29 protein-coding genes are annotated in these 26,510 nt (G+C 64.0%); 11 read left to right on the forward strand and 18 right to left on the reverse strand.

What is annotated here, in order from left to right; genetic code table 11:
- Positions 1–6: 6 nt before the first annotated feature.
- Entirely contained in the window at positions 7–978 is a 972-nt protein-coding gene (gene znuA / locus G7020_RS13240) for a zinc ABC transporter substrate-binding protein ZnuA (RefSeq protein ID WP_181085128.1), read from the reverse strand.
- A gap of 63 nt (positions 979–1,041) precedes the next feature.
- On the opposite strand from znuA, the gene zur reads away from it, so the two are divergent.
- From zur to G7020_RS13260, 4 genes are read left to right on the forward strand one after another with little or no spacing between them, the layout of a single operon-like run.
- Complete coding sequence (gene zur / locus G7020_RS13245; protein ID WP_181085130.1) at positions 1,042–1,527, forward strand: zinc uptake transcriptional repressor Zur; 486 nt, start codon at positions 1,042–1,044, stop codon at positions 1,525–1,527.
- Positions 1,524–2,294: a zinc ABC transporter ATP-binding protein ZnuC gene (gene znuC, locus G7020_RS13250; protein WP_181085132.1), complete on the forward strand. Its 771-nt coding sequence runs from the start codon at positions 1,524–1,526 to the stop codon at positions 2,292–2,294. The genes zur and znuC overlap by 4 nt, the downstream gene beginning before the upstream one ends.
- A gap of 5 nt (positions 2,295–2,299) precedes the next feature.
- Complete coding sequence (znuB, locus tag G7020_RS13255; RefSeq protein ID WP_181085134.1) at positions 2,300–3,085, forward strand: zinc ABC transporter permease subunit ZnuB; 786 nt, start codon at positions 2,300–2,302, stop codon at positions 3,083–3,085.
- 3 nt (positions 3,086–3,088) lie between these two features.
- Positions 3,089–3,586 (forward strand): YgjP-like metallopeptidase domain-containing protein, encoded by a 498-nt coding sequence (locus tag G7020_RS13260; RefSeq protein ID WP_181085136.1) that lies wholly within the window; start codon positions 3,089–3,091, stop codon positions 3,584–3,586.
- Positions 3,587–3,764: 178 nt separating this feature from the next.
- Here the strand turns inward: G7020_RS13260 and katE are convergent, their stop codons facing one another.
- Complete coding sequence (gene katE / locus G7020_RS13265) at positions 3,765–5,900, reverse strand: catalase HPII (RefSeq protein WP_181085138.1); 2,136 nt, start codon at positions 5,898–5,900, stop codon at positions 3,765–3,767.
- A gap of 258 nt (positions 5,901–6,158) precedes the next feature.
- Here katE and G7020_RS13270 point away from each other — a divergent pair, with 258 nt between their 5' ends.
- From G7020_RS13270 to G7020_RS13280, 3 genes are all read left to right on the forward strand, one after another.
- Entirely contained in the window at positions 6,159–7,166 is a 1,008-nt protein-coding gene (locus G7020_RS13270; protein WP_181085140.1) for an ATP-binding cassette domain-containing protein, read from the forward strand.
- On the forward strand, positions 7,166–7,831 hold the full coding sequence (locus G7020_RS13275) for a methionine ABC transporter permease (RefSeq protein ID WP_181085142.1): 666 nt from the start codon (positions 7,166–7,168) through the stop codon (positions 7,829–7,831). The genes G7020_RS13270 and G7020_RS13275 overlap by 1 nt, the downstream gene beginning before the upstream one ends.
- A gap of 198 nt (positions 7,832–8,029) precedes the next feature.
- Positions 8,030–8,800, forward strand: a complete 771-nt coding sequence (locus G7020_RS13280) for a MetQ/NlpA family ABC transporter substrate-binding protein (protein ID WP_181085144.1) — start codon at positions 8,030–8,032, stop codon at positions 8,798–8,800.
- A gap of 145 nt (positions 8,801–8,945) precedes the next feature.
- On the opposite strand, the gene G7020_RS13285 is transcribed toward G7020_RS13280, so the two are convergent.
- The 5 genes from G7020_RS13285 to G7020_RS13305 form a co-directional block, all read right to left on the reverse strand.
- Positions 8,946–9,581, reverse strand: a complete 636-nt coding sequence (locus tag G7020_RS13285) for an SCO family protein (protein ID WP_181085146.1) — start codon at positions 9,579–9,581, stop codon at positions 8,946–8,948.
- A 21-nt stretch (positions 9,582–9,602) separates the two neighbouring features.
- Positions 9,603–10,502, reverse strand: a complete 900-nt coding sequence (gene cyoE / locus G7020_RS13290) for a heme o synthase (RefSeq protein WP_181085148.1) — start codon at positions 10,500–10,502, stop codon at positions 9,603–9,605.
- Between the two features lie 16 nt (positions 10,503–10,518).
- Positions 10,519–11,604, reverse strand: a complete 1,086-nt coding sequence (locus tag G7020_RS13295; protein ID WP_181085150.1) for a COX15/CtaA family protein — start codon at positions 11,602–11,604, stop codon at positions 10,519–10,521.
- Positions 11,605–11,726: 122 nt separating this feature from the next.
- Positions 11,727–12,302, reverse strand: coding sequence for a hypothetical protein (locus tag G7020_RS13300; RefSeq protein ID WP_181085273.1), 576 nt, complete (start codon positions 12,300–12,302; stop codon positions 11,727–11,729).
- The gene (locus G7020_RS13305; protein WP_181085152.1) at positions 12,277–13,014 is read right to left on the reverse strand and encodes an SURF1 family protein; all 738 of its coding nucleotides are present in this window, start codon (positions 13,012–13,014) and stop codon (positions 12,277–12,279) included. Before G7020_RS13305 ends, G7020_RS13300 begins: the two co-directional genes overlap by 26 nt.
- A gap of 83 nt (positions 13,015–13,097) precedes the next feature.
- Here G7020_RS13305 and G7020_RS13310 point away from each other — a divergent pair, with 83 nt between their 5' ends.
- Positions 13,098–13,298 (forward strand): twin transmembrane helix small protein, encoded by a 201-nt coding sequence (locus G7020_RS13310; protein WP_181085154.1) that lies wholly within the window; start codon positions 13,098–13,100, stop codon positions 13,296–13,298.
- On the opposite strand, the gene G7020_RS13315 is transcribed toward G7020_RS13310, so the two are convergent.
- From G7020_RS13315 to G7020_RS13340, 6 genes are all read right to left on the reverse strand, one after another.
- Positions 13,295–14,206 carry a cytochrome c oxidase subunit 3 gene (locus G7020_RS13315; RefSeq protein ID WP_181085156.1) on the reverse strand — a complete coding sequence of 304 codons (912 nt, stop codon included), beginning with the start codon at positions 14,204–14,206 and terminating at the stop codon, positions 13,295–13,297. The two genes, G7020_RS13310 and G7020_RS13315, sit on opposite strands and share 4 nt — an antisense overlap.
- Positions 14,203–14,772, reverse strand: a complete 570-nt coding sequence (locus tag G7020_RS13320) for a cytochrome c oxidase assembly protein (RefSeq protein ID WP_181085157.1) — start codon at positions 14,770–14,772, stop codon at positions 14,203–14,205. Before G7020_RS13320 ends, G7020_RS13315 begins: the two co-directional genes overlap by 4 nt.
- A gap of 177 nt (positions 14,773–14,949) precedes the next feature.
- Complete coding sequence (gene ctaD, locus G7020_RS13325) at positions 14,950–16,578, reverse strand: cytochrome c oxidase subunit I (RefSeq protein WP_181085160.1); 1,629 nt, start codon at positions 16,576–16,578, stop codon at positions 14,950–14,952.
- Positions 16,579–16,590: 12 nt separating this feature from the next.
- Entirely contained in the window at positions 16,591–17,724 is a 1,134-nt protein-coding gene (coxB, locus tag G7020_RS13330) for a cytochrome c oxidase subunit II (protein WP_181085162.1), read from the reverse strand.
- Positions 17,725–17,960: 236 nt separating this feature from the next.
- Positions 17,961–18,227, reverse strand: coding sequence for a hypothetical protein (locus tag G7020_RS13335; RefSeq protein WP_181085164.1), 267 nt, complete (start codon positions 18,225–18,227; stop codon positions 17,961–17,963).
- A 230-nt stretch (positions 18,228–18,457) separates the two neighbouring features.
- Positions 18,458–19,522, reverse strand: coding sequence for a PA0069 family radical SAM protein (locus tag G7020_RS13340; protein WP_181085165.1), 1,065 nt, complete (start codon positions 19,520–19,522; stop codon positions 18,458–18,460).
- Positions 19,523–19,726: 204 nt separating this feature from the next.
- Between G7020_RS13340 and G7020_RS13345 the strand changes: the two genes are divergently transcribed.
- Positions 19,727–20,797 carry an acyltransferase family protein gene (locus G7020_RS13345; RefSeq protein ID WP_181085167.1) on the forward strand — a complete coding sequence of 357 codons (1,071 nt, stop codon included), beginning with the start codon at positions 19,727–19,729 and terminating at the stop codon, positions 20,795–20,797.
- Positions 20,798–20,827: 30 nt separating this feature from the next.
- Here G7020_RS13345 and G7020_RS13350 read toward each other — a convergent pair whose 3' ends face one another.
- From G7020_RS13350 to G7020_RS13370, 5 genes are all read right to left on the reverse strand, one after another.
- The gene (locus G7020_RS13350) at positions 20,828–21,103 is read right to left on the reverse strand and encodes a YheV family putative zinc ribbon protein (protein ID WP_181085169.1); all 276 of its coding nucleotides are present in this window, start codon (positions 21,101–21,103) and stop codon (positions 20,828–20,830) included.
- Complete coding sequence (prlC, locus tag G7020_RS13355; RefSeq protein WP_181085171.1) at positions 21,100–23,148, reverse strand: oligopeptidase A; 2,049 nt, start codon at positions 23,146–23,148, stop codon at positions 21,100–21,102. Before prlC ends, G7020_RS13350 begins: the two co-directional genes overlap by 4 nt.
- 178 nt (positions 23,149–23,326) lie before the next feature.
- The gene (locus tag G7020_RS13360; RefSeq protein ID WP_181085173.1) at positions 23,327–23,659 is read right to left on the reverse strand and encodes a type II toxin-antitoxin system HicB family antitoxin; all 333 of its coding nucleotides are present in this window, start codon (positions 23,657–23,659) and stop codon (positions 23,327–23,329) included.
- Positions 23,656–23,910 carry a type II toxin-antitoxin system HicA family toxin gene (locus G7020_RS13365; protein WP_181085175.1) on the reverse strand — a complete coding sequence of 85 codons (255 nt, stop codon included), beginning with the start codon at positions 23,908–23,910 and terminating at the stop codon, positions 23,656–23,658. Before G7020_RS13365 ends, G7020_RS13360 begins: the two co-directional genes overlap by 4 nt.
- Positions 23,911–23,964: 54 nt before the next feature.
- Entirely contained in the window at positions 23,965–24,972 is a 1,008-nt protein-coding gene (locus G7020_RS13370; protein WP_181085177.1) for a bile acid:sodium symporter family protein, read from the reverse strand.
- A gap of 85 nt (positions 24,973–25,057) precedes the next feature.
- Between G7020_RS13370 and G7020_RS13375 the strand changes: the two genes are divergently transcribed.
- Together G7020_RS13375 and G7020_RS13380 are read left to right on the forward strand one after the other, a co-directional pair.
- Entirely contained in the window at positions 25,058–25,870 is an 813-nt protein-coding gene (locus G7020_RS13375; RefSeq protein ID WP_122077404.1) for an AraC family transcriptional regulator, read from the forward strand.
- Between the two features lie 57 nt (positions 25,871–25,927).
- Complete coding sequence (locus tag G7020_RS13380) at positions 25,928–26,467, forward strand: gamma carbonic anhydrase family protein (protein WP_181085178.1); 540 nt, start codon at positions 25,928–25,930, stop codon at positions 26,465–26,467.
- Positions 26,468–26,510 lie beyond the last annotated feature (43 nt).

Below are 26,510 nucleotides of genomic sequence, written 5' to 3' on the forward strand. Positions count from 1 at the left end.
AGCCTGTCAGAGCGACTCCAGGCACTGTGCCAGGGTTGTGCCCAGTTCCTCGACCAGCCGCTCGTAGCCCTGGGCATCCACCGGCAAACCCACGCCCAGCACATCCAGTTCGGCCATTTTCACCGGCAGACCGCTGGTCAGGGTTGCGGCCAGGCGCGGGCGGGCGGGGGGTTCACTGAATACGCAGCTGGGGCCGGCCTGCTGCAGACGCTGGCGCATGGCCGCGACGTGGCGCGCCCCCGGCTGCACCTCGCCGCTGGCGCTGAACACGCCCGTATGGCGCAGGCCATAGGCGGCTTCGAAGTAATCGTAGGCCTGGTGGAAGACGAAGAAGGGTTTGCTCTGCACGCCGGCAAGGCGCTGCTTGAGACGCTGATCCAGCGCCGCGAGGCGTTCGGCGAATGCCGCGCTGTTCGAGCGGTAGCGTTCGGCATTGGCCGGGTCGGCGGCAGCGAAATCACCAGCCATGCGCTCGGCGATCACCCGCGCATTGGCCGGCAGCAGCCAGAGATGGGCATCGAGACTGCCAGGGCGATGGTCGTGGTCATGCTCGTCGGCATACGCAGGCCCATGATCGTGATCGTGATCGTGATCGTGATCGTGATCGGCATGCTCGTGCTGATCGTCATGGGCATCGCCGAAATGCCGCAGCGTCAGCCCCGGCAGCTCCTGTATGGCGAGGCTCGGACCTTTGCGCCCGCTCAGCGCACGCGGCAGGAAATTCTCCAGATCGGGGCCGATCCAGTAGAGCAGCGTGGCCTCCTGCAGACGCCGCACGTCGGATGGGCGCAGCGCGTAATGGTGCGCCGAAGCATTGGCCGGGAGCAGAACATCCGGCTCACCGGTGCCATCCTGCACGGCGGCGGCAATCAGCTGCAGCGGCTTGATGCTGGTCAGCACCTGGATCTCGGCATGAGCGGGCGCTGCGCCGATAACCAGCGCAGCTACTAATAGGGGAAAGGTGAAAAGACGAATCACGGGCAGCACTCGCAGGTGTGAATTGGTACATAATAACGTCTCTCCACTATGACGTCGCTGACCATGTCCAAAACTCCGCTGGCCTGCACGCCACACGATCACGATCACTGCGTCAGCCATGCGCTGGCCGAAGCCGATACGCTCTGCGCGCGCCAGGGCGTGCGCCTGACCGCCCTGCGCAAGCGCGTGCTGGAACTGGTCTGGCAGAGCCACAAACCGCTTGGCGCCTACGACATCCTCGCCGTGCTGAGCGAGCAGGACGGTCGCCGTGCGGCGCCGCCGACGGTCTACCGGGCGCTGGATTTCCTTTTGGAAAACGGCCTGGTGCATCGCATCGCCTCGCTCAACGCCTTTATCGGCTGCACCCGTCCCGAGCATCCGCACCAGGGCCAGTTCCTCATCTGCCGCAACTGCCACACCGCCATCGAGATGGAGCAGCCGGCGATTGCCGAGGCCATCGTTGCCGCCGCGCGCACGGTGGATTTCAGCGTCGAGGGCCAGACCGTGGAAGTGGTCGGCCTGTGCGCACCCTGCCGGCGCGCGGCATGAACGAGGCATTGCTGCGGCTGGAGGACATCCACGTGCGCTTCGCCAGCCAGAACGTGCTGGAAGGCGCGCAGTTGCAGGTGCATCGCGGCGAGATCGTCACCCTGATCGGCCCCAACGGCGCCGGCAAGACCACCCTGGTGCGCGTGGTGCTGGGCCTGCTCAAGCCCGATCGCGGCCAGGTCTGGCGGCAACCGAAACTGCGCATCGGCTATATGCCGCAGAAGCTGCATGTGGACGCCACCCTGCCGCTGTCGGTGCTGCGTTTCCTGCGCCTGGTGCCGGGCGTGGAGCGTACCCGTGCCCTGGCAGCACTCGAAGAGGTGGGCGCCGGGCATGTCATCGACAGCCCGCTGCAACGGATTTCCGGTGGCGAGATGCAGCGCGTGCTGCTGGCCCGCGCCCTGCTGCGCGAACCGCAGCTGCTGGTACTGGACGAGCCGGTGCAGGGCGTCGACGTGGCCGGCCAGGCCGAGCTGTACCGGCTGATCGGCGTCTTGCGCGAGCGCCATGGCTGCGGCGTGCTGATGGTGTCCCACGACCTGCATCTGGTGATGAGCGCTACCGACCAGGTGGTCTGCCTGAATCGCCACGTCTGCTGTTCGGGGCATCCCGAGCAGGTCAGCAGCGACCCGGCCTTCGTCGAGCTGTTCGGCCAGGATGCACGCAGCCTGGCGATCTACCACCACCAGCACGATCACAGCCACGACCTGCATGGCAGCGTGGTGGTCGGCAAACCCCACGTCCACGGCCCCAATTGCAAGCATTGATCGACATGCCCGACTTCCTTCTCAACGCCCTGCTCGCCGGACTCGCCCTGGCGCTGGTGGCTGGCCCGCTCGGCTCCTTCGTGGTCTGGCGACGCATGGCCTATTTCGGCGACACCCTGTCCCACGCCGCGCTGTTCGGCGTCGCCCTCGGGCTGATGCTGGACGTCAACCTGACCCTGGCGGTGACGGTCGGCTGCGTGCTGCTCGCCCTGCTGCTGGTCACACTGCAGCAGCGCCAGCCGCTGGCCTCGGACACTCTGCTGGGCATCCTCGCCCACAGCACGCTGTCGCTGGGCCTGGTGTCGCTGAGCTTCATGGACGACGTGCGCATCGACCTGATGGGCTATCTGTTCGGCGACCTGCTGGCGGTCGGCCCAACGGACCTGGCCTGGATCGTCGGCGGCAGCGCGCTGGTGCTGCTGATGCTGATTCCGCTGTGGCGACCGCTGCTGGCGATCACCGTGCACGAGGAACTGGCCAGGGTCGAGGGCCTGCCGGTGGCGGCGATCCGCCTGGCGCTGATGCTGCTGATCGCCGTGGTCATCGCGGTGGCGATGAAGATCGTCGGCGTGCTGCTGATCACCTCCCTGCTGATCATCCCCGCCGCCGCCGCGCAGCGCCATGCCCGCACCCCGGAGCAGATGGCCCTCGGCGCGAGCCTCTTGGGCATCGTCGCGGTGTGCCTGGGGCTGGCGCTGTCGTGGTTCGAGGACACCCCGGCCGGGCCGTCCATCGTGGTCAGCGCCGCCGCGCTGTTCCTGCTCAGCTTCGCCTGGCCGAAGCGCGCCTGAGCCATGAGCGACCTGAAATACCTGCGCGGCTACCCGGAGCCGCTGCTCGCCCAGGTACGCCAGCTGATCGCCGTGGATCGTCTGGGCGATTACCTGACCCGGCGCTACCCGGAACGGCATCAGGTGCAGAGCGACAAGGCGCTGTACGGCTATGTGCAGCAGCTCCGGCAGGCGCATCTGAAAAGCGCGCCGGCCATCGACAAGGTGCTCTACGACAACCGCCTCGACCTCACCCACCGCGCCCTGGGCCTGCATACGGCGGTATCACGCGTGCAGGGTGGCAAGCTCAAGGCGAAGAAGGAGATCCGCGTCGCCTCGCTGTTTCGCGAAGCCGCACCGGAATTCCTGCAGATGATCGTCGTCCATGAGCTGGCGCACCTGCGCGAGCGCGAGCACAACCGCGCCTTCTACAAACTCTGCGAACACATGCTGCCCGGCTACGGCCAGATCGAATTCGACCTGCGGCTGTACCTGCATTGGCGCGAGGGGCAGAACGGCTGAAACGCATTATGGCCAGAGACCATGGGTGGATCGCTGAAGCGTGATCCACGGATTTGTAGGGCCGAACAATTTCGGCCATTCGTGCGCTCCGCTGGCCGAATGAATTCGGCCCTACGGGGTTGTAGCTCCGCAGGATGGAATCGCGGCAGGTGCTTGTGGCGCCTGCCGCGAAGCGCGATCAGGCCGGCACCGCCTTGGCTGCCGCCTCGCGATCCCAGACACGGTGCTGACCGAGCGCCTGAGCGAAGGCGCCGAACACCGCATCCACGTCATCACCCTCCAGCAGGCCGGCATCGGGCACAAGGTTCAACGACGTCAGCAGCGGTCGCGCCGCACCCAGCATGACGACAGGCTTGAGGTGCTTGTAGGCTTCCAGCAGATAGTGCCTGGCCTCGCCGGACTGGGCCATGGCCGCCGCCGCATCGGCTCCGCCGGGCACGAATACCGCATCGAACATGACCGACGGCATGCCGTCCATGGCCGCATCGACCACCAACAACTTGCCCTCGTCGGTCTTCACTGGCGCAGGCGTCGGGCCGATCAGCTTGGCGAAGGCGCCCTCTTTGGCCAGTTTGGCCTTGAACACATCGATGGCAGCGCCGTCCACACCGTTGGCCACGAGAATCGCCACCTTGCGCGACTTGATGTTGCCTGGCGCATGATTGGCCAGGCTCAGCGCCGGCGAGCTGGGCGGCGTCGGCTCTTTCTTCGGCACAGAGGGCTGCGTCGGTGCCGGCAGGCCGAGGTTCTCGGCAACCCGCCGGGCCAGTTCCAGGTCGATGTTGGCGAGTATTTCGTTGACCTGCCGTTCGCGAATGAACACCCGCTCGACCTTGCCCAGCTCGAAGGTGTAGGCACCGATGATATGTTCCTTTTCCGGCGCGCTCATGCTGTTGAAGAACAGCGTGGCCTGGGAGAAGTGATCACCGAAGGATTCGCTGCGGTTGCGGATCTTGTGCCCTTCGACCCGCTCGGGATAGCTCTCGAAGCCGCCATCCTGCGCCGCTGGCGGGGTTTCCTTGGGCCAGCCGCTATCGATGGAGTTGGGCTCGTAGTTGGCGCGCCCCTTGTGGATCGTCTGGCGATGAAACGCATCACGCTGGTTGTTGTGGAAAGGGCACAGCGGTCGGTTGATCGGGATCTCGTGGAAGTTCGGTCCGCCCAGGCGCAACAGCTGGGTATCGGTGTAGGAGAACAGCCGGCCCTGCAGCAGCGGGTCGTTGCTGAAGTCGATGCCCGGCACGATGTGGCCGATGTGAAAGGCGGCCTGCTCGGTCTCGGCGAAGAAATTGTCCGGGTTACGGTTGAGCGTCATCCTGCCGAGCTTCTGCACCGGCACCAGCTCCTCGGGAATGATCTTGGTCGGATCGAGCAGGTCGAAATCGAAGCTGTGTTCGTCGGCCTCTTCCACCACCTGCACACCCAGCTCCCACTCGAAGTAGTCGCCCATCTCGATGGATTCCCACATGTCGCGGCGGTTGAAGTCGGGGTCCTTGCCAGCGATCTTCAGCGTTTCGTCCCAGACCAGCGAAAAGGCACCGGCCACCGGCTTCCAGTGGAACTTGACGAAGCGGCTGACACCCTCGGCATTGATCAGGCGGAAAGTGTGCACGCCGAAGCCTTCCATCGCCCGGTAGCTTCGCGGAATGGCGCGGTCGGACATGGTCCAGAGCACCATGTGCGCCGACTCCGGGGTCAGCGAGACGAAGTCCCAGAAGGTGTCGTGGGCCGACTGGCCCTGGGGAATCTCGTTGTGCGGCTCGGGTTTGACCGCATGCACGAAGTCCGGGAACTTGATCGCATCCTGGATGAAGAACACCGGCATGTTGTTGCCGACCAGGTCGAAGTTGCCCTCGTCGGTGTAGAACTTGGTGGCGAAACCGCGCACGTCGCGCACCGTATCCGCCGAGCCGCGCGAGCCCTGCACCGTGGAGAAACGCACGAATACCGGCGTTTCCTTGCCCTCGGCGGCGAGGAACGAGGCCTTGGTCAGCCAGCTGTGGTCGCCGTAGCTTGTGAACACGCCATGGGCCGCCGCGCCGCGGGCATGGACGATGCGTTCGGGAATGCGCTCGTGATCGAAGTGGGTGATCTTCTCGCGCATGATGAAGTCTTCGAGCAACGAGGGGCCTCGATCACCGGCCTTGAGGGTGTTCTGGTTGTCGGCGATCTTCACGCCCTGGTTGGTCCTCAACGCTGCGCCGGTGGCGTCGCTGCGAAACTGCTCCAGCTGATCGAGCTTGGCGTTGTGATTGGCGCGGTCTACCGTATCGGTGCCGGCCAGCTCGCTCTGTTTGGGGGTTGTGTTCGTCATGATGGGCCTCGGTTAGCAACTGGCTGAACCGCAAACGATCATCCGACAACGGCTGGATACGTGATCAATTCACGGTGTACCGATTAATGACCCTTCCAAGGCCGGCAAGGTTGCCGACTGCGACGATTTGTGTTGCCTATGGAAGCAGTAGATTCCTTCAATCGAACCAGCACAAACGAGCGACCTGAACACCAAGCAGGTAGAATGCCCGCCTTTCGCCGAACATCGGCTCCGAACGTCGCACCTACAGGTTCGCCCGTGATCGAATTCCAAGACGTCCATAAAACCTACCGGGTTGCCGGTCGCGATATCGCCGCGCTCCAACCGACCCGACTGGAAATCAGCGCTGGCGAGGTGTTCGGCCTGATCGGCCATTCCGGCGCCGGCAAGAGTACCCTGCTGCGCCTGATCAACCGCCTGGAAGAGCCTTCCGGCGGACGCATTCTGGTCAACGGCGTAGAGGTCACCGCGCTGGATGCCGAAGGCCTGCGGCGCTTCCGCCAGCGCGTGGGGATGATCTTCCAGCACTTCAATCTGCTGATGTCCAAGACGGTCGCCGACAACGTCGCCATGCCGCTGCGGCTGGCCGGCAGCTACTCGAAAAGCGAGATCGAGCGCCGCGTCGCCGCCCTGCTCCAGCGCGTCGGCCTGGAGGACCATGCGCGCAAATACCCGGCGCAACTGTCCGGCGGGCAGAAGCAGCGCGTCGGCATCGCCCGGGCGCTGGCCACCGAACCGGACATCCTGCTCTGCGACGAGGCCACCAGCGCCCTCGACCCGCAGACCACCGCGCAGGTGCTGCAGTTGCTGGGGGAAATCAACCGCGAGCTGAACCTCACCATCGTGCTGATCACCCATGAGATGGACGTGATCCGCCGGGTCTGCGACCGCGTGGCGGTGATGGACGGCGGGGCGATCGTCGAGCAGGGCGCGGTCACGGATGTCTTTCTGCATCCGCAACATCCCACCACCCAGCGTTTCGTTCTCGAAGACGAAGCCGTGGATGAAGGCGAACAGCGTGACGACTTCGCCCATGTACCAGGACGTATCCTGCGCCTGACCTTCCAGGGCGACTCCACCTACCAGCCGCTGCTGGGCAGCGTCGCACGCGAGACGGGCGTGGACTTCTCGATCCTGTCCGGGCGTATCGACCGCATCAAGGACACCCCCTACGGCCAACTGACCCTGGCCCTGGTAGGCGGCGATATCGAGGCCGCCCTGTCCCGTTTCGATAGCGCCGATGTTCATGTGGAGGTGCTGCGCTGATGGACGCTTTGTTTACCAATGTGGACTGGTACGAGATCTGGTTGGCGACGCTGGACACTCTGCTGATGCTCGGCGGCTCGCTGCTGTTCACCATCCTGCTGGGCCTGCCGCTGGGTGTGCTGCTGTTTCTCAGCGGCCCGCGCCAGCTGTTCGAGAACGGCCCGCTGTATGCCGCGCTGTCGTTCGTGGTCAACGTGCTGCGCTCGCTGCCGTTCATCATCCTGCTGATCGTGATGATTCCCTTCACCGTGCTGCTGACCGGCACCTCGCTGGGCGTGGCCGGGGCGATCCCGCCGCTGGTGGTGGGCGCCGCGCCCTTCTTCGCACGGCTGGTGGAAACCGCCCTGCGCGAAGTGGATCGCGGCATCATCGAGGCAACCCAGGCGATGGGCGCGACGACGCGGCAAATCATCTTCAGTGCATTGCTGCCCGAGGCGCGACCGGGCATCATCGCTGCGATTACCGTCACCGCCATCACCCTGGTGTCCTACACTGCGATGGCCGGCGTGGTGGGTGCCGGTGGCCTGGGCGACCTGGCGATCCGCTTTGGCTACCAGCGTTTCCAGACCGATGTGATGGTCGTCACCGTGGTCCTGCTGCTGGTGCTGGTGCAGATCCTGCAGAGCGTCGGCGACAAGCTGGTTACCCATTTTTCGCGCAAATGAACTAGTTAGCAGGCTGTTGAAAAACGTAGGCGAGGCAGGCAAGACAAGGCAAAAACAGGCGAGGACGCGGAGTTTAGTGTTCTAAATGAGCAGTCCGAGCCTGTTTTTAACGCAGTATTGCCAACGCAGGTAGTTTTTCAACAGCCTGTCCGGGCGAGCGAACCTTCGCACCCCATTCACCTCCGAAGGAACCGAACGATGAAAAAACTGATTGCCGCCCTGGCCACCGTCGCGGCGTTTTCCGCCCAGGCTGCCGAACTGAACGTCGCCGCCACCGCCGTGCCCCATGCGGAGCTGCTGGAATTCGTCAAACCCAAACTGGCCGAGCAGGGCGTGACGCTGAACGTGAAGGTTTTCACCGACTATGTGCAGCCCAATATCCAGGTCGCCGAGAAGCGTCTGGACGCCAACTTCTTCCAACATCAGCCGTACCTCGATGAATTCAACAAGGGCAAGGGCACCGATCTGATCAGCGTCGCGGGCGTGCATATCGAGCCCTTCGGCGCCTACTCCAGCAAGCACAAGTTGCTGGACGAACTGCCCAACGGCGCCAACGTGGTGATTCCCAACGACGCCACCAACGGCGGTCGCGCGTTGCTGCTGCTGGCCAAGGCAGGCGTGATCAGTCTCAAGGATGGCGCCGGCATCACCGCCACGCCGAAGGACATCGCCGACAACCCCAAGCGCATCAAGGTGCGTGAACTGGAAGCGGCGACCTTGCCGCGCGTGCTGACCCAGGTCGATCTGGCGCTGATCAACACCAACTACGCGCTGGAGGCCAAGCTCAACCCCACCGAGGACGCACTGGTCATCGAAGGCAGCGATTCGCCCTACGTGAACATCCTCGTCGCCCGCCCGGACAACAAGGACAGCGAGGCCATGCAGAAACTCGCCGCCGCGCTGCACAGCGAGGAGGTTCGCCAGTTCATCGAAGAGAAGTACCAGGGCGCGGTCGTTCCCGCCTTCTGATCTGCTCTTGGTCTGACGACGAACCCCGCCGCGTGCGGGGTTCGTCGTTCATGGCGCAGGGCCGAATTCATTCGGCCACGAACCGGCAATGGCCGAACAAGGTTCGGCCCTACGAGTAGGGGTTTAGTTTCGGAGCGGGCGGCTTCTACTGTGTCTGGGTCAGTAGCCCCGGCAATTCTGCCTTCAGCTTCTGCACTTTCAGCGGCGCGCGGATAAAGCCGCGCTGGCGACCGTCCGGGCCGATGATGACCAGGTTGCCGCTGTGATCGACGGTGTAGTTTTCCCGGCTGGTATCGCCGGGAATGAAGGGTATGCCGACGCCATTGGCCAGGGTCTGGATATCGTCCAGCGGGCCGGTCAGCCCGGTGAAGCCATCGCCGAAAAAGCCCAGATACTGCTTGAGCTGCTCAGGCGTGTCGCGGTGCGGATCGACGCTGACCAGCACCGGCTGCATGCGCTCGCGCACCGTCTCGGGCAGCTCGTTTCGCACTTGGCGCAGCTCGGCCAGAGTCGCCGGGCAGATATCCGGGCAGAAGGTATAGCCGAAGAACAACAGGGTCCACTTGCCCTTCAGCTCATCCACCTGGACCGGCTCGCCATCCTGATTGGTCAGGCTCAGCGCCGGCACCGTGCGGCTCTGCGGCAACAGGATGATGCCGGCATCCAGCATCCGGGTCGGATCGGCCTGGGGCTCGCTGTCGAGCACCCGGTAGACCGTCAGCCCGATGACCAGCGCGATCAACGCGACGAGGATGAACACGGTGGTCTGGATACGAGTCATGGGCTTCCTTGTTGAGCGGCTTCAGATATTCAGCAGCAGATAATGATCAACCAGCAGCGCAATGAACAGGGCGAACAGGTACCAGATGCTGAATTTGAAGGTCCTGATCGCCGCATGGGGCCGGCTGTCGCGGTACAGCACGACGGCCCAGTAGAGGAAACGCGCACCCAACAGGACGGCGGCAGCCAGGTACAGCGGGCCGCTCATGTGGATGGCATAGGGCATGAAGCTCACCGCCAGCAGCACCGCCGTGTAGAGCAGGATGTGCACCTTGGTGTAATGCTCGCCGTGGGTCACCGGCAGCATGGGGATATTGACCTTGGCGTATTCGGCCTTGCGATGGATGGCCAGAGCCCAGAAGTGCGGTGGCGTCCAGGCGAAGATGATCAGCACCAGCAGCAGCGGTTCGGCGCTGACCTGCCCGGTTACCGCGACCCAGCCCAGCAACGGCGGCGCGGCGCCGGCCAGCCCACCGATGACGATGTTCTGCGGCGTGGCGCGTTTGAGAAAGCCGGTGTAGACCACCGCATAGCCGAGCAGCGAGGCCAGCGTCAGCCAGGCCGCCAGGGCATTGGTGAACACCAGCAGCAGGGCCAGCCCGGCGACGCTCAGCGCCAGGGCGAAGGTCAGCGCGGCGAAGGGTGAAACCCGCCCCTCGGCCAGTGGCCGCTTGTGGGTGCGCGCCATCACCGCGTCGATACGACGGTCCACCACATGATTGACCGCCGCCGCGCCCCCGGCGCACAGGGCGATGCCGAGGTTGCCGAACAGCAGCACCGTCCAGGGCACCCCGGCGCGGGTGGCGAGGAACATGCCTACCAGCGAGGTGATGAGCATCAGCAGCACCACCTTCGGCTTGGTCAGCTCCAGGTAGTCGCGCCAGCCTGCCGTGACGCTCGATTGGCTGAGTACTGTGGCCATGGGCTTCTCCTTGTGGTCATGGGCTGGGCAGTTCGACCCCGGCGTTGCCATTGGGGTCGCGCTGCAGCATGCCGGAAGGGGTTTCAGTGTGTGTCCGGGCAACCGTCCGGCGCTGCGCACGCAAGCGGAAATTGATCAGCACCAGCACCAGCAGCAGAGCCGCGCCGCCACCGTTGTGGGCCACGGCGACGGCCAGCGGCAGGTTGAGCAGCACATTGCTGATGCCCAGGGCGACCTGCACGGCCAGCGCCGCCAGCAACAGCGCGGCAAGGTGACCGAGGCCGTAGCGAAACAGTCGCCAGGCCAGCATCAGCAGTACCAGAATGATCAGCAGCGCACCGATCCGGTGGGCGACATGGATGGCGGTGCGCGCCTCGCCATAGAGCAGCCCGCCAAGGTAGTTGGGGCCGATGTCGTGATGAGTCAGATCGAAGGCGCGGATGAAATCCATCTGCGGCCACCATTCACCGTGGCAGGTCGGGAAATCCGTGCAGGCCACTGCCGCATAGTTGCTGCTGACCCAGCCGCCCAGGGCGATCTGCCCGATCACCAGCGCCATGGCCAGCCCGGCGAACAGCCGCAGCCGTGCCGGAACGGCTACAGACAGAGCGGGTAAGCGTCCGGACAGGCGCAGACACAGCAGAAACAGCAGGCTCAGGGTGGCGAAGCCGCCGAGCAGATGCGTGGTGACGATCTGCGGCCAGAGCTGCAGCGTCACCGTCCACATGCCGAAGATCGCCTGGGCGATCACCACAGCGAGCAACAGCAGCGGCAGTTTCACTGGCTGGCCCGGCTCGCCGCGACGGCGCAGGGCCTGTACCGCCAACCCGAGAATCACCAGCCCCAGGGCGCCGGCGAAGTAGCGATGGACCATCTCGTTCCAGCCCTTGCGCACCTCCAGCGGTGCCTCGGGGAAACGCAGGGCAGCGAGGCTCTGCTTGTGCTCGCTCATCGGCACCGCGAGAAAACCGTAACAGCCGGGCCAGTCCGGGCAGCCCAGGCCAGCATGGGTCAGCCGCGTATAGGCGCCCAGCAACACCACCACCACGGCCAGGGCGGTGGCGATCAGGGCGAGACGATATCCGGGGCGTGATGCTTGCATAGAGTCCTCGTTTCACTCGGTCTGGAGGCTTGAGGCTGGACGCTCAGACCGCCGTCTCACCAGTAATCCGTGTGGCAGACGCCTCCCCGTCCAGCCTTCAGCCCCCAGCGCCTTTATCGTCTTCACCCTATCTGCGAAATCTTCAGCAGGTACTTCAGATCATCAAGAATCGCCTTGCCATCGGCATCGGCCGCGTAGCGCAGCACCAGGTTGCCGAGGGGATCGACGATCCACAGTTGCGGTCCGGCGGGGACTTCGGGATTTGCCGAATAGGCGGCGGCATCCAGTGCATAGCGCGTCAGCTGCGGGTATTCGCGTCGCAACCGCTGATCGTAATCGGCCTCCAGCGTCTGCGTCGTGGCCAGCGCATGCCCGGCACGAGCAGCTTCGCGGGCCAGGCCGATGTTGATCTGTCGCGCCAGGTAGACCAGTTGCCGGCATTCCTCGTGGCAGCCCTGCGGTGCGGTGACCAGCAGCTCCCAGCGCGGCTCGCCCGCAGCCGTCACGCCGATGGCATCGCGGCCCTGTCCGTCGGCGACCAGCACGCCATCGTAGCTGCGGCTTTCCGGCACCCAGAAACCGAAGCGGTACATGGCCGAAGCAAGCAACATCGGCCCCAGCACCACGCCGATGATCAGCAGCAGTTGCAGGCGACCACGGCCACGCCGTGGCTCAGGTTGGGCGGCGGTCGGATTCATGAGTGGCATGCTGATTCTCCCGTGCCTGATGCACGCCCAGATAAATGAACAGCGCCAGCAGCGCGGCGGCCAGCGCGAACCATTGCACGGCATAGCCCCGATGCTGCGCCGGGCTCATGCTGGTGACCGGCCAGTCGGCGCGATAGGCCGTCGGCCCCGGCTCGAGACGCAGCTCGTAGGCAATGCCGTCGCGCCCAAGGGTCTCCCACAATTGCTGTACATCCACATGATTGATCAGCCTGGGCCAACCTTCGGCCATGCCCCTGTCGAGGACGAACGGCTTGCCCGCCGGCACATGGACCCAGGCGGCCAGCTTCAGCGCCTGCCCGGGGGTATCGAATGCGGGCGCGATACGCCGGTCCGGCCAGGGAATCCAGCCGCGATTGACGATGACCCAGCGTCCGCTGGGCTGATCCTGGAAGGGCTGCAGCAACTCGACCCCGACCTGGCCGTCGCGGGTGCGGCTGTCGAGCAGGAAGCTGTGCTCGGCATCGAAACGGCCCTGCAGGTGTACGCGACTGTAGGCAGGGTCCGGCAGCCCGTCCAGCTCGGCGGGCGACAATGCTCCGAGCTGGGCGCGGGCCTCCTGTCGCTCCAGCATGTCGCGCTTCTGCTCGCCGCGTTCGAGTTGCCAGAACCCCAGCCAGACCAGCACCGGCAGCAAGGCCAGCACCACCAGCGTCGGCAGCAGCCCCGGTCGGAAGCCGTTCATGACGCGGCCCTCCTGCGGTCGCTCTCGTCTGTGGATACGGCTGGCTATACTCCACCCCCATCACCCCTGTCGTGGATCCGCCCATGCTCAAGGCGGTTATCGTTGTTCTCTTAGTCGCCACGCTGATCAGTCTGTTCAGTGGCCTGTTCTTCCTGGTCCATGACGCGGGACGGACGTCTCGTGTCGTCATGGCCCTGTTCGTTCGCGTCATCCTCAGCGCGCTGATCGTCGCGCTGATCGGCTGGGGGTTCTATTCGGGCCAGCTGCGGTCGGTTCTTGGCTAGAGCACGTAGACGAAGATGAACAGCCCCAGCCAGACCACATCCACGAAGTGCCAATACCAGGCAGCCGCCTCGAAGCCGAAATGATGTTCACGCGTGAAGTGGCCTCGCAGGATGCGTACCAGCATCACCGTCAGGATGATCGCGCCGATGGTGACGTGGGCGCCGTGAAAGCCGGTGAGCATGAAGAAAGTCGCCCCGTAGATGCCCGATCCCAGCGTCAGCCCCAGCTCGCTGTAGGCGTGGACATACTCTTCGATCTGTAGCGCCAGGAAGATCGCACCCAGCAGCACGGTCAGCCCCAGGCCGATCTTCAGCTGCTTGCGGTTGTCCTTCTTCAGCGCATGGTGCGCCCAGGTCAGGGTGAAGCTGGAGGTCACCAGCAGTATGGTATTGATCAGCGGCAGGCCCCAGGCGCTGATGACGCCGTCCGGTGCCGGGTAGAGTTTCGGGTCGGGGTTGTTCAGCAGCGGCCAGGTGTATTCGAAACCGGGCCAGAGCATGTTGCTGACGCCCTTGTCACCTTCGCCGCCGAGCCAGGGGCCGACCCAGTAGCGGATGTAGAACAGCGCACCGAAGAAGGCGGCGAAGAACATCACCTCGGAGAAGATGAACCAGGTCATGCCCCAGCGGAACGAGCGGTCCATCTGCGGGCTGTAGAGGCCCGAGCGGCTTTCTCTGACCACCGCACCGAACCAGCCGAACATCATCCAGGCGATCAGCAGGGCGCCGATGAAGAACACCAGCGGACCGCTGGATTCGGCCCGTGCGGCCTTGAGATCGTTAAACCAGAGCCCCAGGCCGTAGACGGTGACCAGCAGTGCGACGGTGGCGACGATGGGCCATTTGCTCTGGGCCGGGACGTAGTACTGCTGATGGCTTTCGGTTGGCTGATGGCTCTCGGTGCTCATTGCGGGCTCTCCTTGGTCGCCCTGGACAGAGCGGCAACCGGCGGCTGGCTGGACGTGATGTCGAACAGCGTGTAGGCGAGGGTCAGGTTGTGCACATCGCCCGGCAGGTCGCGGTCGACGATGAAGCGCACCGGCATTTCGATACGCTCACCCGGCTGCAACACCTGCTGGGTAAAGCAGAAACACTCGGTCTTGTGGAAATACGCTGCCGCTCTGGACGGCGACACGCTGGGCACGGCCTGGGCGGTCATCGGCTTGTCCGTGGGGTTGTAGGCGACAAAGCGGATTTCCTCGCTGGCACCGGGGTTGACCCTGAGCTGCTCAGCCTGGGGACCGAACTGCCAGACCATGCCGGCGGCGTTGGTGGCCAGGAACTGCACGCGAATTTCTCGCGCCTCGTCCACCGTCTGCGCCCCCTGATAGGCACCGGCGGTCTTGCCATTGATGCCGAAGGCCTGGCACATCACGTCATAGATCGGCACCAGAGCGAAGCCGAAGGCGAACATCGCCACCACGACGAAGATCAGGCGGCGGACCAGTTGGGCAAGCGGCAGCTCAGCTTTCATGGCCGTATCTCCAGAAGACGACAAGAGCGCTGGAGGCTGGAAGCTGGACGAAAAAGCCCTTTAGCCACTCCAGAATTATCCGCAGAAACATGCTCGCGAAGCTTTGCGCCAAGCACCAGCGAAGCACGCCGCATCGGTTTCCCTTCGTTCAGCCTCCAGCCTCCAGCGGCTTCTAACCTATTCATGCTTGGGACCCGTCCGGTGCTCATGCAGGGTGTGCATGTCCGGCGGGGTGGTAAAGGTGTGGTAGGGCGCCGGCGAAGGCACGCTCCATTCCAGTCCTTCCGCACCGTCCCAAGGCTTGGCTGCAGCAGCGGGGCCACCTCGGATGCACTTGATGACGATGAACAGGAACAGCAGCTGAGTGGCGCCGAACATGAAGGCACCCACCGAGGACACCATGTTGAAGTTGGCGAACATCATGTTGTAGTCCGGGATACGCCGTGGCATGCCGGCCAGACCGACGAAGTGCATGGGGAAGAACGCCAGGTTCATGCCCACGAACGACAGCCAGAAATGCAGCCTGGCCAGGGTTTCGTCATACATGTGCCCGGTCCATTTGGGCAGCCAGTAGTAGGCCGAAGCGAAGATGCCGAAGATCGCACCGGGCACCAGCACGTAGTGGAAGTGCGCCACCACGAAATAGGTATCGTGGTACTGGAAGTCCGCCGGGGCGATGGCCAGCATCAGCCCGGAGAAGCCGCCGATGGAGAACAGGATGACGAAGGCCACGGCGAACAGCATCGGCGCCTCGAAGGTCAAGGAGCCGCGCCACATGGTGCTCACCCAGTTGAACACCTTCACCCCCGTTGGCACGGCGATGAGCATGGTCGCGTACATGAAGAACAGCTCGCCGGTCAGCGGGATGCCCACGGTGAACATGTGGTGCGCCCAGACGATGAACGAGAGGAAGGCGATGGCGCCGGTGGCGTAGACCATCGAGGTGTAGCCGAACAGCGGCTTGCGGCTGAAGGCCGGGATGATCGAACTGACCGCGCCGAACGCCGGCAGGATCATGATGTACACCTCGGGGTGGCCGAAGAACCAGAAAACGTGCTGGAACAGCACCGGATCGCCGCCACCCGCCGCGCTGAAGAAGCTGGTGCCGAAGTGGATGTCCATCAGCATCATGGTCACCACGCCGGCCAGCACCGGCATCACCGCGATCAGCAGGAAGGCGGTGATCAGCCAGGTCCAGACGAACAGCGGCATCTTCATCAGCGTCATGCCTGGCGCGCGCAGGTTGAGCACGGTGGCGATGACGTTGATCGCGCCCATGATCGAACTGATGCCCATCAGGTGGATGGCGAAGATGAAGAAGGTCACCGACTCCGGCGCGTAGGTCGTCGACAGGGGCGCGTAGAAGGTCCAGCCGAAATTCGGCCCGCCGCCCTCCATGAACAGCGTTGACACCAGCAGGCCGAAGGCCGCCGGCAACAGCCAGAAGCTGAAGTTGTTCATCCGCGGCAGGGCCATGTCCGGCGCGCCGATCATCAACGGGATCATCCAGTTGGCCAGGCCGACGAAGGCCGGCATCACCGCGCCGAAGACCATCACCAGACCGTGCATGGTGGTCATCTGGTTGAAGAACTCCGGCTGCACGATCTGCAGGCCGGGTTGGAACAGCTCGGCACGGATGACCATGGCGAAGGAGCCGCCGAGCAGGAAGGCGGCGAAGCTGAACCACAGGTACATCGAGCCGATGTCCTTGTGGTTGGTGGTCAGCAGCCAGCGCGAGAGGCCCTTGGCCGGGCCGTGATGATGGTCGTGCCCGGCATGACCATGGTCGTCGATCACTGCACTCATCAGCCTGTCCTCTTATTGGGTGGCTTCTTCGGCCTGTTTGAAATCGAGCACGTCTTTCGGCGTGACCATCTCGCCCGTGTCATTGCCCCAGGCGTTGCGCTCGTAGGTGATGACGGCAGCCAGATCGACTTCCGACAGCTGCTTGCCAAAGGCCGCCATGGAGGTGCCCGGCTTGCCGTTGACGACGATATCGATATGCGCCTCGATGTCCTGGGTGACCATCTGCGAGCCCTTGAGCGCCGGGAAGGTCGGCGGCATGCCCTCGCCGCTGGCCTGGTGGCAGGCCACGCAGGTGGTCTGATAGACCTTCTCGCCGCGAGCAATAAGCTCCTCCAGCGTCCATTCCTTGCTGGTCAGCTCGGCCAGCTTGGCGGCCTCAGCCTTTTTCTCGACGAGCCAGGCGGCATAGTCTTCCGGCGCACGTACGTCCACCACCACCGGCATGAAGCCGTGATCCTTGCCGCACAGCTCGGTGCACTGACCGCGGTAGATGCCGGGTTCCTCGACGCGGGTCCAGGATTCGTTGATGAAGCCGGGAATGGCATCCTTCTTCACCGCCAGCTGCGGCACCCACCAGGAGTGGATGACATCCGCCGCAGTAATCAAGAAGCGCACCTTGGCGCCGGTGGGAATCACCAGCGGCTCATCGACCTCCAGCAGATAGTGCTCACCCTTGGGCACCAGGTTGTTGATCTGGACGCGCGGCGTGGTGAGGTTGCTGAAGAACTCCACATCCTCACCCAGGTACTTGTAGTGCCACTTCCACTGGTAGCCCGTAATCTGGATATCCACGTCGGACTCGGACGAATCGTAGATATGGATCAGCGTGCGCGTGGCCGGCACCGCCATGCCCACCAGGATCAGCAAGGGAATGACCGTCCAGAGCACCTCGACCCTGGTGTTTTCATGGAAGTTCGCCGAGTGCGGACGCTTGGAGCGGCGGTGCGCGATCATCGAATAGATCATCACGCCGAACACCAGCGCGCCGATCACCACGCAGATCCAGAAGATCGCCATGTGCAGGTCGAAGACGGAGCGGCTGACATCGGTTACACCGGCTCGCATGTTCACGTCCCAGGCGGCGTGCGCCTGACCGAACAATAGCCACAGCCCGAGACTCATCCAGAACGTTGGATGTCGAGACATTGCGGGTCCCCTTTATGGTTCTTGTTATCCCGCCGACTGCTTCGCCCCGCCGAAAAGCGGCTGTTCCGGGCCTGAGGCCTTGGCCCGGTGATCCCAGCTACGTTCCCGATCAGACCGATCTGCTCTGGCTGCGCCACCGAGACTACAGTGGCCAATCCTTCGCCTGCATAACACAGTCGGATTGCACTCAGTACCCCTACGCTTCGGAGTATAGACAGCGATTGCCGACTGGCAATTCATGAACCCTCCGTCGCTGCTTCGGACCGCTCGGTACCACCATCGTTCTTCTTCACGCCCCGAATGTTCATCAGCGCCAGGCATACCTGCAGGACGATCAGCGCCCAGGCGCCGGCATGCCAGCCCCAGATGACCCAGAGCAGGTTGCTTGCCAGAAAGCACCAGAAACCAGTCGTCCGCCGTCCCGGTCGCAACGAGCCGATCAGCCACGCCGCGACTACCGTGACCACCATCGCCGGCCATTGCAGCAGGTCGAACCAATCCATATCGCCTCCAGTAAGCCAAGAAACACGTCAGGCAATCCGTTGCGTGCATGGGTTGGTGCCATTCGCGCTCGCCAGAGTTCCGGTGCGAAATCCGTGAGGGCAGAAAAGCCGCAGATCCCGCCCGTCGAGTGCGGGTTATCCAATGGCTGAATGAATGCAGCCCTACGGTCGGCAAGCGCCCATACCGGGCTGTCGTAGGGCCGAACGTGTTCGGCCTCTGTTTCAAGGCCTTAGAGCAAACGCATCTGCTGCCCCGGCGGGGCGAAGCGGCTGCAGTCCAGCCCGAAGTTCTGGTCACGGCGGTTGTAACCCAGACGCTTGCAGGCCAGCCGAAAACGCTGGGCAAGCAACTCGGCGAACTGACCTTCGCCGCGCATGCGGCTGCCGAAGCGGCTGTCGTAATCCTTGCCGCCGCGTGACTGGCGCACCAGGCTCATCACATGCCCGGCGCGCTGGGGAAAGTGTTCGGCCAGCCAGCCCTCGAACAGCTCCACCAGCTCATGGGGCAGGCGCAGCAGCACGTAACCCGCCGACGCCGCACCGGCTTCGCGTGCGGCTTCGAGCAGACGCTCCAGCTCCATGTCGTTGATCATCGGGATCATCGGCGCGCACATCACACTGACCGGCACGCCCGCCCCGTGAAGGGTGCGCAATACGCGCAGACGCGCCGCGGGCGAGGCGGCGCGGGGTTCCATGATGCGCTTGAGCTCGTCATCCAGCGTGGTCAGACTGACCGAGACGCTGACCAGCCGCTGCTCGGCCAAGGGCACCAGCAGATCCAGATCGCGCAGCACCAGCGAGCCCTTGGTAATGATGTGCACCGGATGCCGGTAGCGCAGCAGGATTTCCAGCGTCTGGCGAGTCAACCGCTGCTCGCGCTCCAGCGGCTGATAGGCATCGGTGTTCACGCCCAGCGCGATGGGTTGCGGCACGTAGCCGGGCTTGCTCAGTTCCTGCTCCAGGCATTCGGCCAGATTGGTCTTGGCGATCAGCCGGGTCTCGAAATCGATGCCCGGCGACAGGTCCCAATAAGCATGGCTGGGCCTCGCAAAACAGTAGATGCAACCATGTTCGCAACCCCGATACGGATTGACCGAACGATCGAAGCCGACATCCGGCGACTGGTTGCGGGTGATGACGGTCTTGGCCGTCTCACGGCGCACTTCGGTGGCGCGGGTGGGCGGCACCTCTTGCTCCCAGCCATCGTCATAGGCCTCGCTCAAGGTCGGTGCGAAGCGGTTGTGCGGGTTGCTGGCAGTACCGCGACCGCGGGGGGTGGAGAGGTTTTGGCTCATGGCTGCATCCGTTACTGTTCATGCATACAGTATATGTTGCCACCAAGCCTCTGCCGCGCCTTCCGACGAACGCAAGGAGAAAAGAACGTGCCAGCGCTCCACAGCCGCTGGTCGGAAAAGCGGAACGATTCGGTTACGCAATGAACGAAGCCTCTGCAGAAAAATAACAACCAGGCCTGCTCATGGCCTTTAGGGAGAGCGACCATGCAGCGCGGTGCATCCTTGCCGTCGAGGCAAAACAACTTCGATTTCCTGCGCTTTTTTGCAGCTTCGCTGGTGCTGGTCGTTCACAGCTATCCACTGACCGGACGACGCCCGGACGAACCTATCGAGCTGCTGACCGGTTACGAGAACGGCGGAGAGTTCGCCGTCGCGATCTTCTTCGTCATCAGCGGCTACCTGATCACTTCGTCCTGGCTGAACAGCAGCAGCACGACGAGCTTTCTGATCAAGCGGGCGTTGCGCATCCTGCCGGCGCTGGTGCTGACCGTGCTGCTGTCGGCCTTCATCATCGGCCCCCTGGTCACGCAGGAGAGCCTGGGCAACTACTTCGCCTCCTCGACTACCTGGACCTACCTGCTGAACATCCTGCTGGCCACCCAGTACGAGCTGCCGGGCGTATTCACCCAGAACATCTACCCCGACGTGGTCAATGGCTCGCTGTGGACCCTGCCGCTGGAAGTCATGATGTACCTGGGCGTGCTGGTGATGGGGCTGACCGGCATTCTCAGCCAACGCCTGATCATGCTGCCAATCGCTTTCTTCGCGGTGTGCCACTTCTGGCTGATCGGCAGGCTCGGGATCGACTCCTTCCTGCTCAAGAACATCTTCAAGCTCGGCCTGCTCTACTACAGCGGCGCGGCGCTGTACCTGTATCGCGACAGCATTCCGTGGCGCGCCTGGATCGCCGCGCTGCTGGTCGGCGCGCTGGTGCTGACCTTCCACACCGCCAGCGGTCCCTTCGTCTACGCCCTGGCGCTGCCCTATCTGGTCATTTACATCGCCTACGCGCCGATCCCCTGGCTGGCAGGGTTCGGCAAATACGGCGATTTTTCCTACGGCATGTATATCTACGCCTTTCCCCTGCAGCAGCTGACGGTCTACTCGCTGGGGCACGAAATCGGCGTGTTCTGGCTGACACTGATCAGCTTCGTACCGACCCTGCTGCTGGCGGCGCTTTCATGGCATTACATCGAAGAACCGGCGATGCGGCTCAAGCGCCTGTTCGCCCGCGCGCCGCAGGTAACCGCCACGGCGCCGGAAGTGGTGAAATGAGCCGCTCACGCCGCCCCGCGCAGGCTTACCCTACTCCGGTTTTTTCAGCTTCGGATTGGGAAAGAACTGCACGGTCTGCACCTGCGCCTCAGGCGCTTTCGGCTTGGTCTGATTGACTCGCGTGCCCAGCTCCGAGGGCACTGACTGGCCTTGGGCGTTGAGCGTATCGGCATAGCCGCAGACCACGCATTCACGGTGCGGCACGTCGTCCACATCCCACATCTTGATGCTGTCGGTGGCACTGCACGCCGGGCACACGGCGCCGGCGATGAAGCGCTTGGTGGTGACCTTCGACTCCTCGCTCATGCCACTTTCTCCGCCAGGCCCAGGTGGCGCAGCAGCGCGTCGGTGGACGGTTCGCGGCCACGGAAATCGACGAACAGCACCATCGGCTCCTGCGAGCCGCCACGGGCCAGGATGGCCTCGCGGAAGGCGCGGCCCGTCTCGGGATTGAACACGCCTTCTTCCTCGAAGCGCGAGAAGGCATCGGACGACAGCACTTCGGCCCATTTGTAGCTGTAGTAACCGGCCGCGTAACCGCCGGCGAAGATGTGCGCGAAGCTGTTGGGGAAGCGGTTGCTGGCCGGCGGACGCATCACCGAAACCTCGTCGCGGACGCCTTCCAGCACCTCCAGCACGCTGCGACCATCGCCGTGGGTCGCGTGCAGTTCGAAGTCGAACAGCGAGAATTCCAACTGGCGCACCATCATCATGCCGGACTGGAAATTCTTCGCTGCCAGCATCTGGTCCAGCTTGTCCTGGGGCAGGCGTTCGCCGGTCTGGTAATGTCCGGAAATCAGCGCCAGGCCCTCCGGTTCCCAGCACCAGTTCTCCATGAACTGGCTGGGCAGCTCGACGGCATCCCAGGCCACGCCGTTGATGCCCGAGGCGCCGGCATGTTCGATCCGGGTCAGCAAGTGATGCAGGCCATGGCCGAATTCGTGGAAGAGGGTGGTGACTTCATCATGGGTCAGCAGCGCCGGGCGCTCGCCCACTGCCGGGGTGAAGTTGCAGACCAGGTTGGCCACCGGCGTCTGCAGGGTGCCCAGGCAGGTGCGGCGCTTGTCGCGCGCACCGTCCATCCAGGCGCCGCCGCGCTTGTTGGCACGGGCGTAGAGGTCGAAGAAGAAGCGGCCGACGTGCTCGCCGTTCTCGCGGATCTCGAACAGGCGCACGTCCGGGTGCCAGCTGTCGAAGTTCTCCAGCTCGTGAATCTCGATGCCGTACAGACGCTGGACGATGGCGAACAGCCCCGACAGCACCTTGTCGATGGGAAAGTATTCGCGCAGCTCTTCCTGATTCAGACTGTAGCGCTGCTGGCGCAGCTTCTCGCCGAAGTAGCCCAGGTCCCAGCTCTGCAGGTCGGTCACGCCATGGTCGGCAGCGAAAGCGCGCAGCTCCTGCAGGTCGCGCTCGGCGAACGGCTTGCTGCGCACGGCCAGGTCACGCAAGAAGCCCAGCACCTGATCGGTGCTTTCGGCCATCTTGGTCGCCAGCGACAGCTCGGCGTAGTCGCCGAAGCCCAGCAGCCTGGCCAGTTCCTGGCGCAGATCGAGAAGCTCTTCCATCACCGGGCCGTTGTCGAACTGGCCGGCATTCGGCCCCTGGTCCGAGGCGCGGGTGGAATAGGCGACGTAGACTTCCTCGCGCAACGCGCGGTCATCGGCGTAGGTCATCACCGCATAGTAGCTGGGGAATTCCAGGCTGATCAGCCAGCCATCGAGTTCCTTGGCCCTGGCCGCTTCGGCCATCTGCGCCCTGGCCGAATCCGGGATACCGGCCAGCAGGCTTTCGTCGGTGACGTGCCGGGTCCAGGCCTGGGTCGCATCGAGCAACTGGTTGGAGAAGGTGCTGCCCAGCTCGGCCAGCTTCATCTGGATGGCACCGAAACGCTGCTGCTCGGCGGGCGGCAGGTCGATGCCGGACAGGCGGAAGTCACGCAGGGCATGTTCGAGGATGGTCTTCTGCGCCACATCGAAACCGTCCGCCTCGGGGCTCAACGACAGCGCCTGGTAGGCGGCGAACAGGTCGGCATTCTGACCAAGCTCCGTGGCATACGCGGACAGCTTGGGCAGGCAGGCCTCGTAGGCGGCGCGCAATTCGGGGTTGTTGCACACCGCATTGAGGTGGCTCACCGGCCCCCAGGCACGGCTGAGGCGCTCGTTCATTTCATCCAGGCCGACCACCAGTGTCGACCAGTCGAGGCTTTCCGCCGGACGGCTGAGCAGTTCCTGCAAGGCGACGCGGTTGTCGCCGAGGATGCTGTCCACGGCCGGCTCGACGTGCTCGGGGCGGATCTCGGAATAGGGCGGCAGGTCGAAATCGCGAAGCAGCGGATTGGTGGCGGTCACGGCATTGGCCCTTTGTGATGAATATGCCCCGCATGTTAAAGACAAATGCCTGACCGCGCAGCTGGGGATCGGACCGATAAACGGGGGCTATGGGTTGCGCCTTTCGTAGAGCCAGCTTGCTGGCGATCGGTTTACAAGAATGGCGTTGCCAGTGAACGCTCCGGAACGTGCTCGAAAACTATGCGTGCGCTTCTCTGCTGAGCAGATCGGCAACCCACTGGTTGATGCTCTTGTGCGCCAACGCAGCCTTTACAGCGACGGAGGCATGCAGTTCGGGTTCAAGTCGCAGACTCAACTTGCCGGAGTACGGCTTTTGCGGGGAGCGATCCAGCTTGGCGCATGTGGCCAGGTAATCGTCCACGGCCTCTTCGAAGGCGGCGCGCAGCTCCTGTACGGATTCCCCGTGAAAACCCACCACATCGCGAATGCCGGCGATATGCCCCACGAACAGGCCATCTTCGTCACTGTATTCGATACGGGCGGCATAGCCCTTGTAATTCATGGCTTTCATGGCGTCACTCCTGCTTGTTCAAGGAAGGCTCGCGCATCGCGTACCTGGTAGGGCCTGGCTTCCTTGTCAGGATGCGGTCGATGGAAGGTACCGACCACACCATTCAGCTCGAAGCGAACGCGAGAGCCGTTGCCTTCGATGGTTCTGGCACCCGCCGCCACGAACAGGGCCTCGATGCGCATCCACTCCAGCGAACTCGGCACTGGCTTGGCGAAGATGGCTTTCAGGGTGCTGAGCTGCTTGCTGTTCATGGTGGCAAATCTTAATACCATGACTGCGGTGATACAACCTCACCGCCAGGCGGCTCACGAAGAAGGGCTCCTTTGTGCATCACCTCCTTCCTCCACCAGTTCCTCTCGCTGCGCATAGCGCTGGGCAAGTACCGCGCAGACCATCAGCTGGATCTGGTGGAAGATCATCAGCGGCAGGATGATCGTGCCCACCGCGCTGGTGGCGAACAGCACCTGCGCCATGGGCACGCCGGTGGCCATGCTCTTCTTCGAGGCGGCGAAGAGGATGGTGATGCGGTCTTCCAGATTGAACCCCAGGCGCTTGCCGAGGAAATGCGTGGCCCAGAGCACGATGGCCAGCAACAGGCAGCAGACCAGCGTCAGCGCCAGCAGTCGCGACAGCGGTATCAGTTGCCAGAGCCCCTCGACCACCGCATCGCTGAACGCGGTGTAGACCACCAGCAGGATGGAGCCCTGGTCGACGGTTTTCAGCCAGCCCTTGTTGCGCGTCACCCAGGCGCCGATCCAGCGCCGCGCGAACTGCCCGGCGACGAAGGGCACCAGCAGCTGCAGCACGATCTTGCCGATGGAGTCGAGCGTCGACCCGGCTTCGCCTTCAACGCCCAGCAACAGCATCACCAGGATCGGCGTGAGGAAGATGCCGAGCAGGCTGGAAGCCGCCGCGCTGCAGATCGCCGCCGGGATGTTGCCGCGCGCCAGCGAGGTGAAAGCGATCGCCGACTGCACGGTGGCGGGCAGGGCGCAGAGGTAGAGGATGCCCAGGTACAGCTCGGTGCCCACCAGCGGCGTCAGCAGCGGCTTGAGCGCCAGGCCCAGCAGCGGAAACATCACGAAGGTGCAGGCGAAGACCAGCAGGTGCAGGCGCCAGTGACCGGCACCGGCGAGAATCGCTTCGCGCGACAGCTTGGCGCCGTGCATGAAGAACAGCAGGGCGATGGCCAGGGTCGTGGCCCAGCCGAAGATCACCGCGCCCTGGCCTTCGCAGGGCAGGAAGGTGGCGATGGCGATGACCGCCAGCAGGGCGAGGGTGAAGTTATCAAACAGCAGGCGCAGATGGGCCATGGCGAAAAATCCTTGTAGCTTGCAGACAACAGGCCGCGACCTTATCGTGACCGGAATTTTCCGACTAACGCCAGGCAGGCACTAAATGTCGCCAATCGGACAAGAGGCTGCGCTGATCGCCCGCCTCGGTGAGCTCCGGCAATTGCCACGGCCGGTCTATGGCCAGCTCGATTCACCGCCCAACCTCAAGCTCGGCTATCGCCACAGCCATCCCTGGGTGCAGCTGTCCCATGCGGTGGAAGGGGTGCTCGAGGTGCGTACCGACCGTGGCCGCTTCATCGCGCCGCCGCTGCGCGCGGTATGGGTGCCCGCCGGCATCACTCATCAGGTGTTCTGCGCGGCGGATACCTGCATCCGCAGCCTGTACATCGACCGCAGCGTGGTCAGCGACGCCCCCGAGCGCTGCCGCGTGTTGCAGATCAGCCCGCTGTTGCGTGAGCTGATCCAGCACTTCAGCACGCTGCCCGAAGCCTATGCCGAGGATGGCCCGGAAGGCCGTCTGGTGCAGGTGTTGCTGGATCAGCTGGGTTGCGCGCCGGAGATCGAACTGGTGCTGCCGCTGCCAGCCGAACCGCGCCTGCGCCAGCTGTGCAAACGCCTGCAGAACCACCCCGACTCCCGCGAGAGCCTGGCCGACTGGAGCCAGGCGCTAAACGTTTCGGAACGCACCCTGAGCCGGCTGTTCCTGCGCGAAACCGGCCTGACCTTCCGCGCCTGGCGGCAACGCCTGCGGCTGCTCAGCGCGCTGCCGGCGCTGGAGCGTGGCGAGCGGGTCACCGATGTGGCGCTGGGCTGCGGCTACGAATCGCTGTCGGCCTTCATCGCTGCGTTTCGCGAGCAGTTCGGCGCCACGCCCGGCGAGTTCTTTCGCGATGCCCGGCGAGAGAATCAGCCATAAGCTTCACGCCAAGGAGGTTCTGCTCTGCTTGGCGTTCATTCATCACTGGAGTCAACCATGTCCATCCGCACCTACCAGAATCACACGCCGAAGCTCGGCGAGCGCGTATTCGTCGACCCCAGCGCCGTGCTGATCGGCGACATCGAGATCGGCGAAGACAGCTCGGTCTGGCCGCTGACGGTGATCCGCGGCGACATGCACCGCATCCGCATCGGCGCGCGCAGCAGCATCCAGGACGGCAGCGTGCTGCACATCACCCACGCCGGCCCGTTCAACCCGGACGGCTTCCCGCTGACCATCGGCGACGAAGTCACCGTCGGCCACAAGGTCACCCTGCATGGCTGCACCCTGGGCAACCGCATCCTGGTGGGCATGGGCTCGATCGTCATGGACGGCGTGGTGGTCGAGGACGACGTCATCATCGGCGCCGGCAGCCTGGTACCGCCGGGCAAGACGCTGGAAAGCGGCTTCCTCTACGTCGGCAGCCCGGTGAAACAGGTCCGCCCGCTGACCGAGAAGGAGCGCAGCTTCTTCAGCTATACCGCCGGGAATTACGTGAAGTTGAAAAATCTGCATATGGCGGAAGGTACGTCGTAGGGCCGAACTTGTTCGGCCACCACCGCTCCCCCTTGGCCGAACA

Origin of the sequence: Stutzerimonas stutzeri, assembly GCF_013522825.1 — a bacterium.
GTDB lineage: Bacteria > Pseudomonadota > Gammaproteobacteria > Pseudomonadales > Pseudomonadaceae > Stutzerimonas > Stutzerimonas stutzeri_AK.

Bases quoted from the DNA above. Each gene is read 5' to 3' on its own strand.
- zur (WP_181085130.1), top strand. From the start codon at position 1,042: ATGTCCAAAACTCCGCTGGCCTGCACGCCACACGATCACGATCACTGC.
- znuC (WP_181085132.1), top strand. From the start codon at position 1,524: ATGAACGAGGCATTGCTGCGGCTGGAGGACATCCACGTGCGCTTCGCC.
- znuB (WP_181085134.1), top strand. From the start codon at position 2,300: ATGCCCGACTTCCTTCTCAACGCCCTGCTCGCCGGACTCGCCCTGGCG.
- G7020_RS13260 (WP_181085136.1), top strand. From the start codon at position 3,089: ATGAGCGACCTGAAATACCTGCGCGGCTACCCGGAGCCGCTGCTCGCC.
- katE (WP_181085138.1), bottom strand. From the start codon at position 5,900: ATGACGAACACAACCCCCAAACAGAGCGAGCTGGCCGGCACCGATACG.
- G7020_RS13275 (WP_181085142.1), top strand. From the start codon at position 7,166: ATGGACGCTTTGTTTACCAATGTGGACTGGTACGAGATCTGGTTGGCG.
- G7020_RS13280 (WP_181085144.1), top strand. From the start codon at position 8,030: ATGAAAAAACTGATTGCCGCCCTGGCCACCGTCGCGGCGTTTTCCGCC.
- G7020_RS13285 (WP_181085146.1), bottom strand. From the start codon at position 9,581: ATGACTCGTATCCAGACCACCGTGTTCATCCTCGTCGCGTTGATCGCG.
- cyoE (WP_181085148.1), bottom strand. From the start codon at position 10,502: ATGGCCACAGTACTCAGCCAATCGAGCGTCACGGCAGGCTGGCGCGAC.
- G7020_RS13295 (WP_181085150.1), bottom strand. From the start codon at position 11,604: ATGCAAGCATCACGCCCCGGATATCGTCTCGCCCTGATCGCCACCGCC.
- G7020_RS13300 (WP_181085273.1), bottom strand. From the start codon at position 12,302: ATGAATCCGACCGCCGCCCAACCTGAGCCACGGCGTGGCCGTGGTCGC.
- G7020_RS13305 (WP_181085152.1), bottom strand. From the start codon at position 13,014: ATGAACGGCTTCCGACCGGGGCTGCTGCCGACGCTGGTGGTGCTGGCC.
- G7020_RS13310 (WP_181085154.1), top strand. From the start codon at position 13,098: ATGCTCAAGGCGGTTATCGTTGTTCTCTTAGTCGCCACGCTGATCAGT.
- G7020_RS13315 (WP_181085156.1), bottom strand. From the start codon at position 14,206: ATGAGCACCGAGAGCCATCAGCCAACCGAAAGCCATCAGCAGTACTAC.
- G7020_RS13320 (WP_181085157.1), bottom strand. From the start codon at position 14,772: ATGAAAGCTGAGCTGCCGCTTGCCCAACTGGTCCGCCGCCTGATCTTC.
- ctaD (WP_181085160.1), bottom strand. From the start codon at position 16,578: ATGAGTGCAGTGATCGACGACCATGGTCATGCCGGGCACGACCATCAT.
- coxB (WP_181085162.1), bottom strand. From the start codon at position 17,724: ATGTCTCGACATCCAACGTTCTGGATGAGTCTCGGGCTGTGGCTATTG.
- G7020_RS13335 (WP_181085164.1), bottom strand. From the start codon at position 18,227: ATGGATTGGTTCGACCTGCTGCAATGGCCGGCGATGGTGGTCACGGTA.
- G7020_RS13340 (WP_181085165.1), bottom strand. From the start codon at position 19,522: ATGAGCCAAAACCTCTCCACCCCCCGCGGTCGCGGTACTGCCAGCAAC.
- G7020_RS13345 (WP_181085167.1), top strand. From the start codon at position 19,727: ATGCAGCGCGGTGCATCCTTGCCGTCGAGGCAAAACAACTTCGATTTC.
- G7020_RS13350 (WP_181085169.1), bottom strand. From the start codon at position 21,103: ATGAGCGAGGAGTCGAAGGTCACCACCAAGCGCTTCATCGCCGGCGCC.
- G7020_RS13360 (WP_181085173.1), bottom strand. From the start codon at position 23,659: ATGAAAGCCATGAATTACAAGGGCTATGCCGCCCGTATCGAATACAGT.
- G7020_RS13365 (WP_181085175.1), bottom strand. From the start codon at position 23,910: ATGAACAGCAAGCAGCTCAGCACCCTGAAAGCCATCTTCGCCAAGCCA.
- G7020_RS13370 (WP_181085177.1), bottom strand. From the start codon at position 24,972: ATGGCCCATCTGCGCCTGCTGTTTGATAACTTCACCCTCGCCCTGCTG.
- G7020_RS13375 (WP_122077404.1), top strand. From the start codon at position 25,058: ATGTCGCCAATCGGACAAGAGGCTGCGCTGATCGCCCGCCTCGGTGAG.
- G7020_RS13380 (WP_181085178.1), top strand. From the start codon at position 25,928: ATGTCCATCCGCACCTACCAGAATCACACGCCGAAGCTCGGCGAGCGC.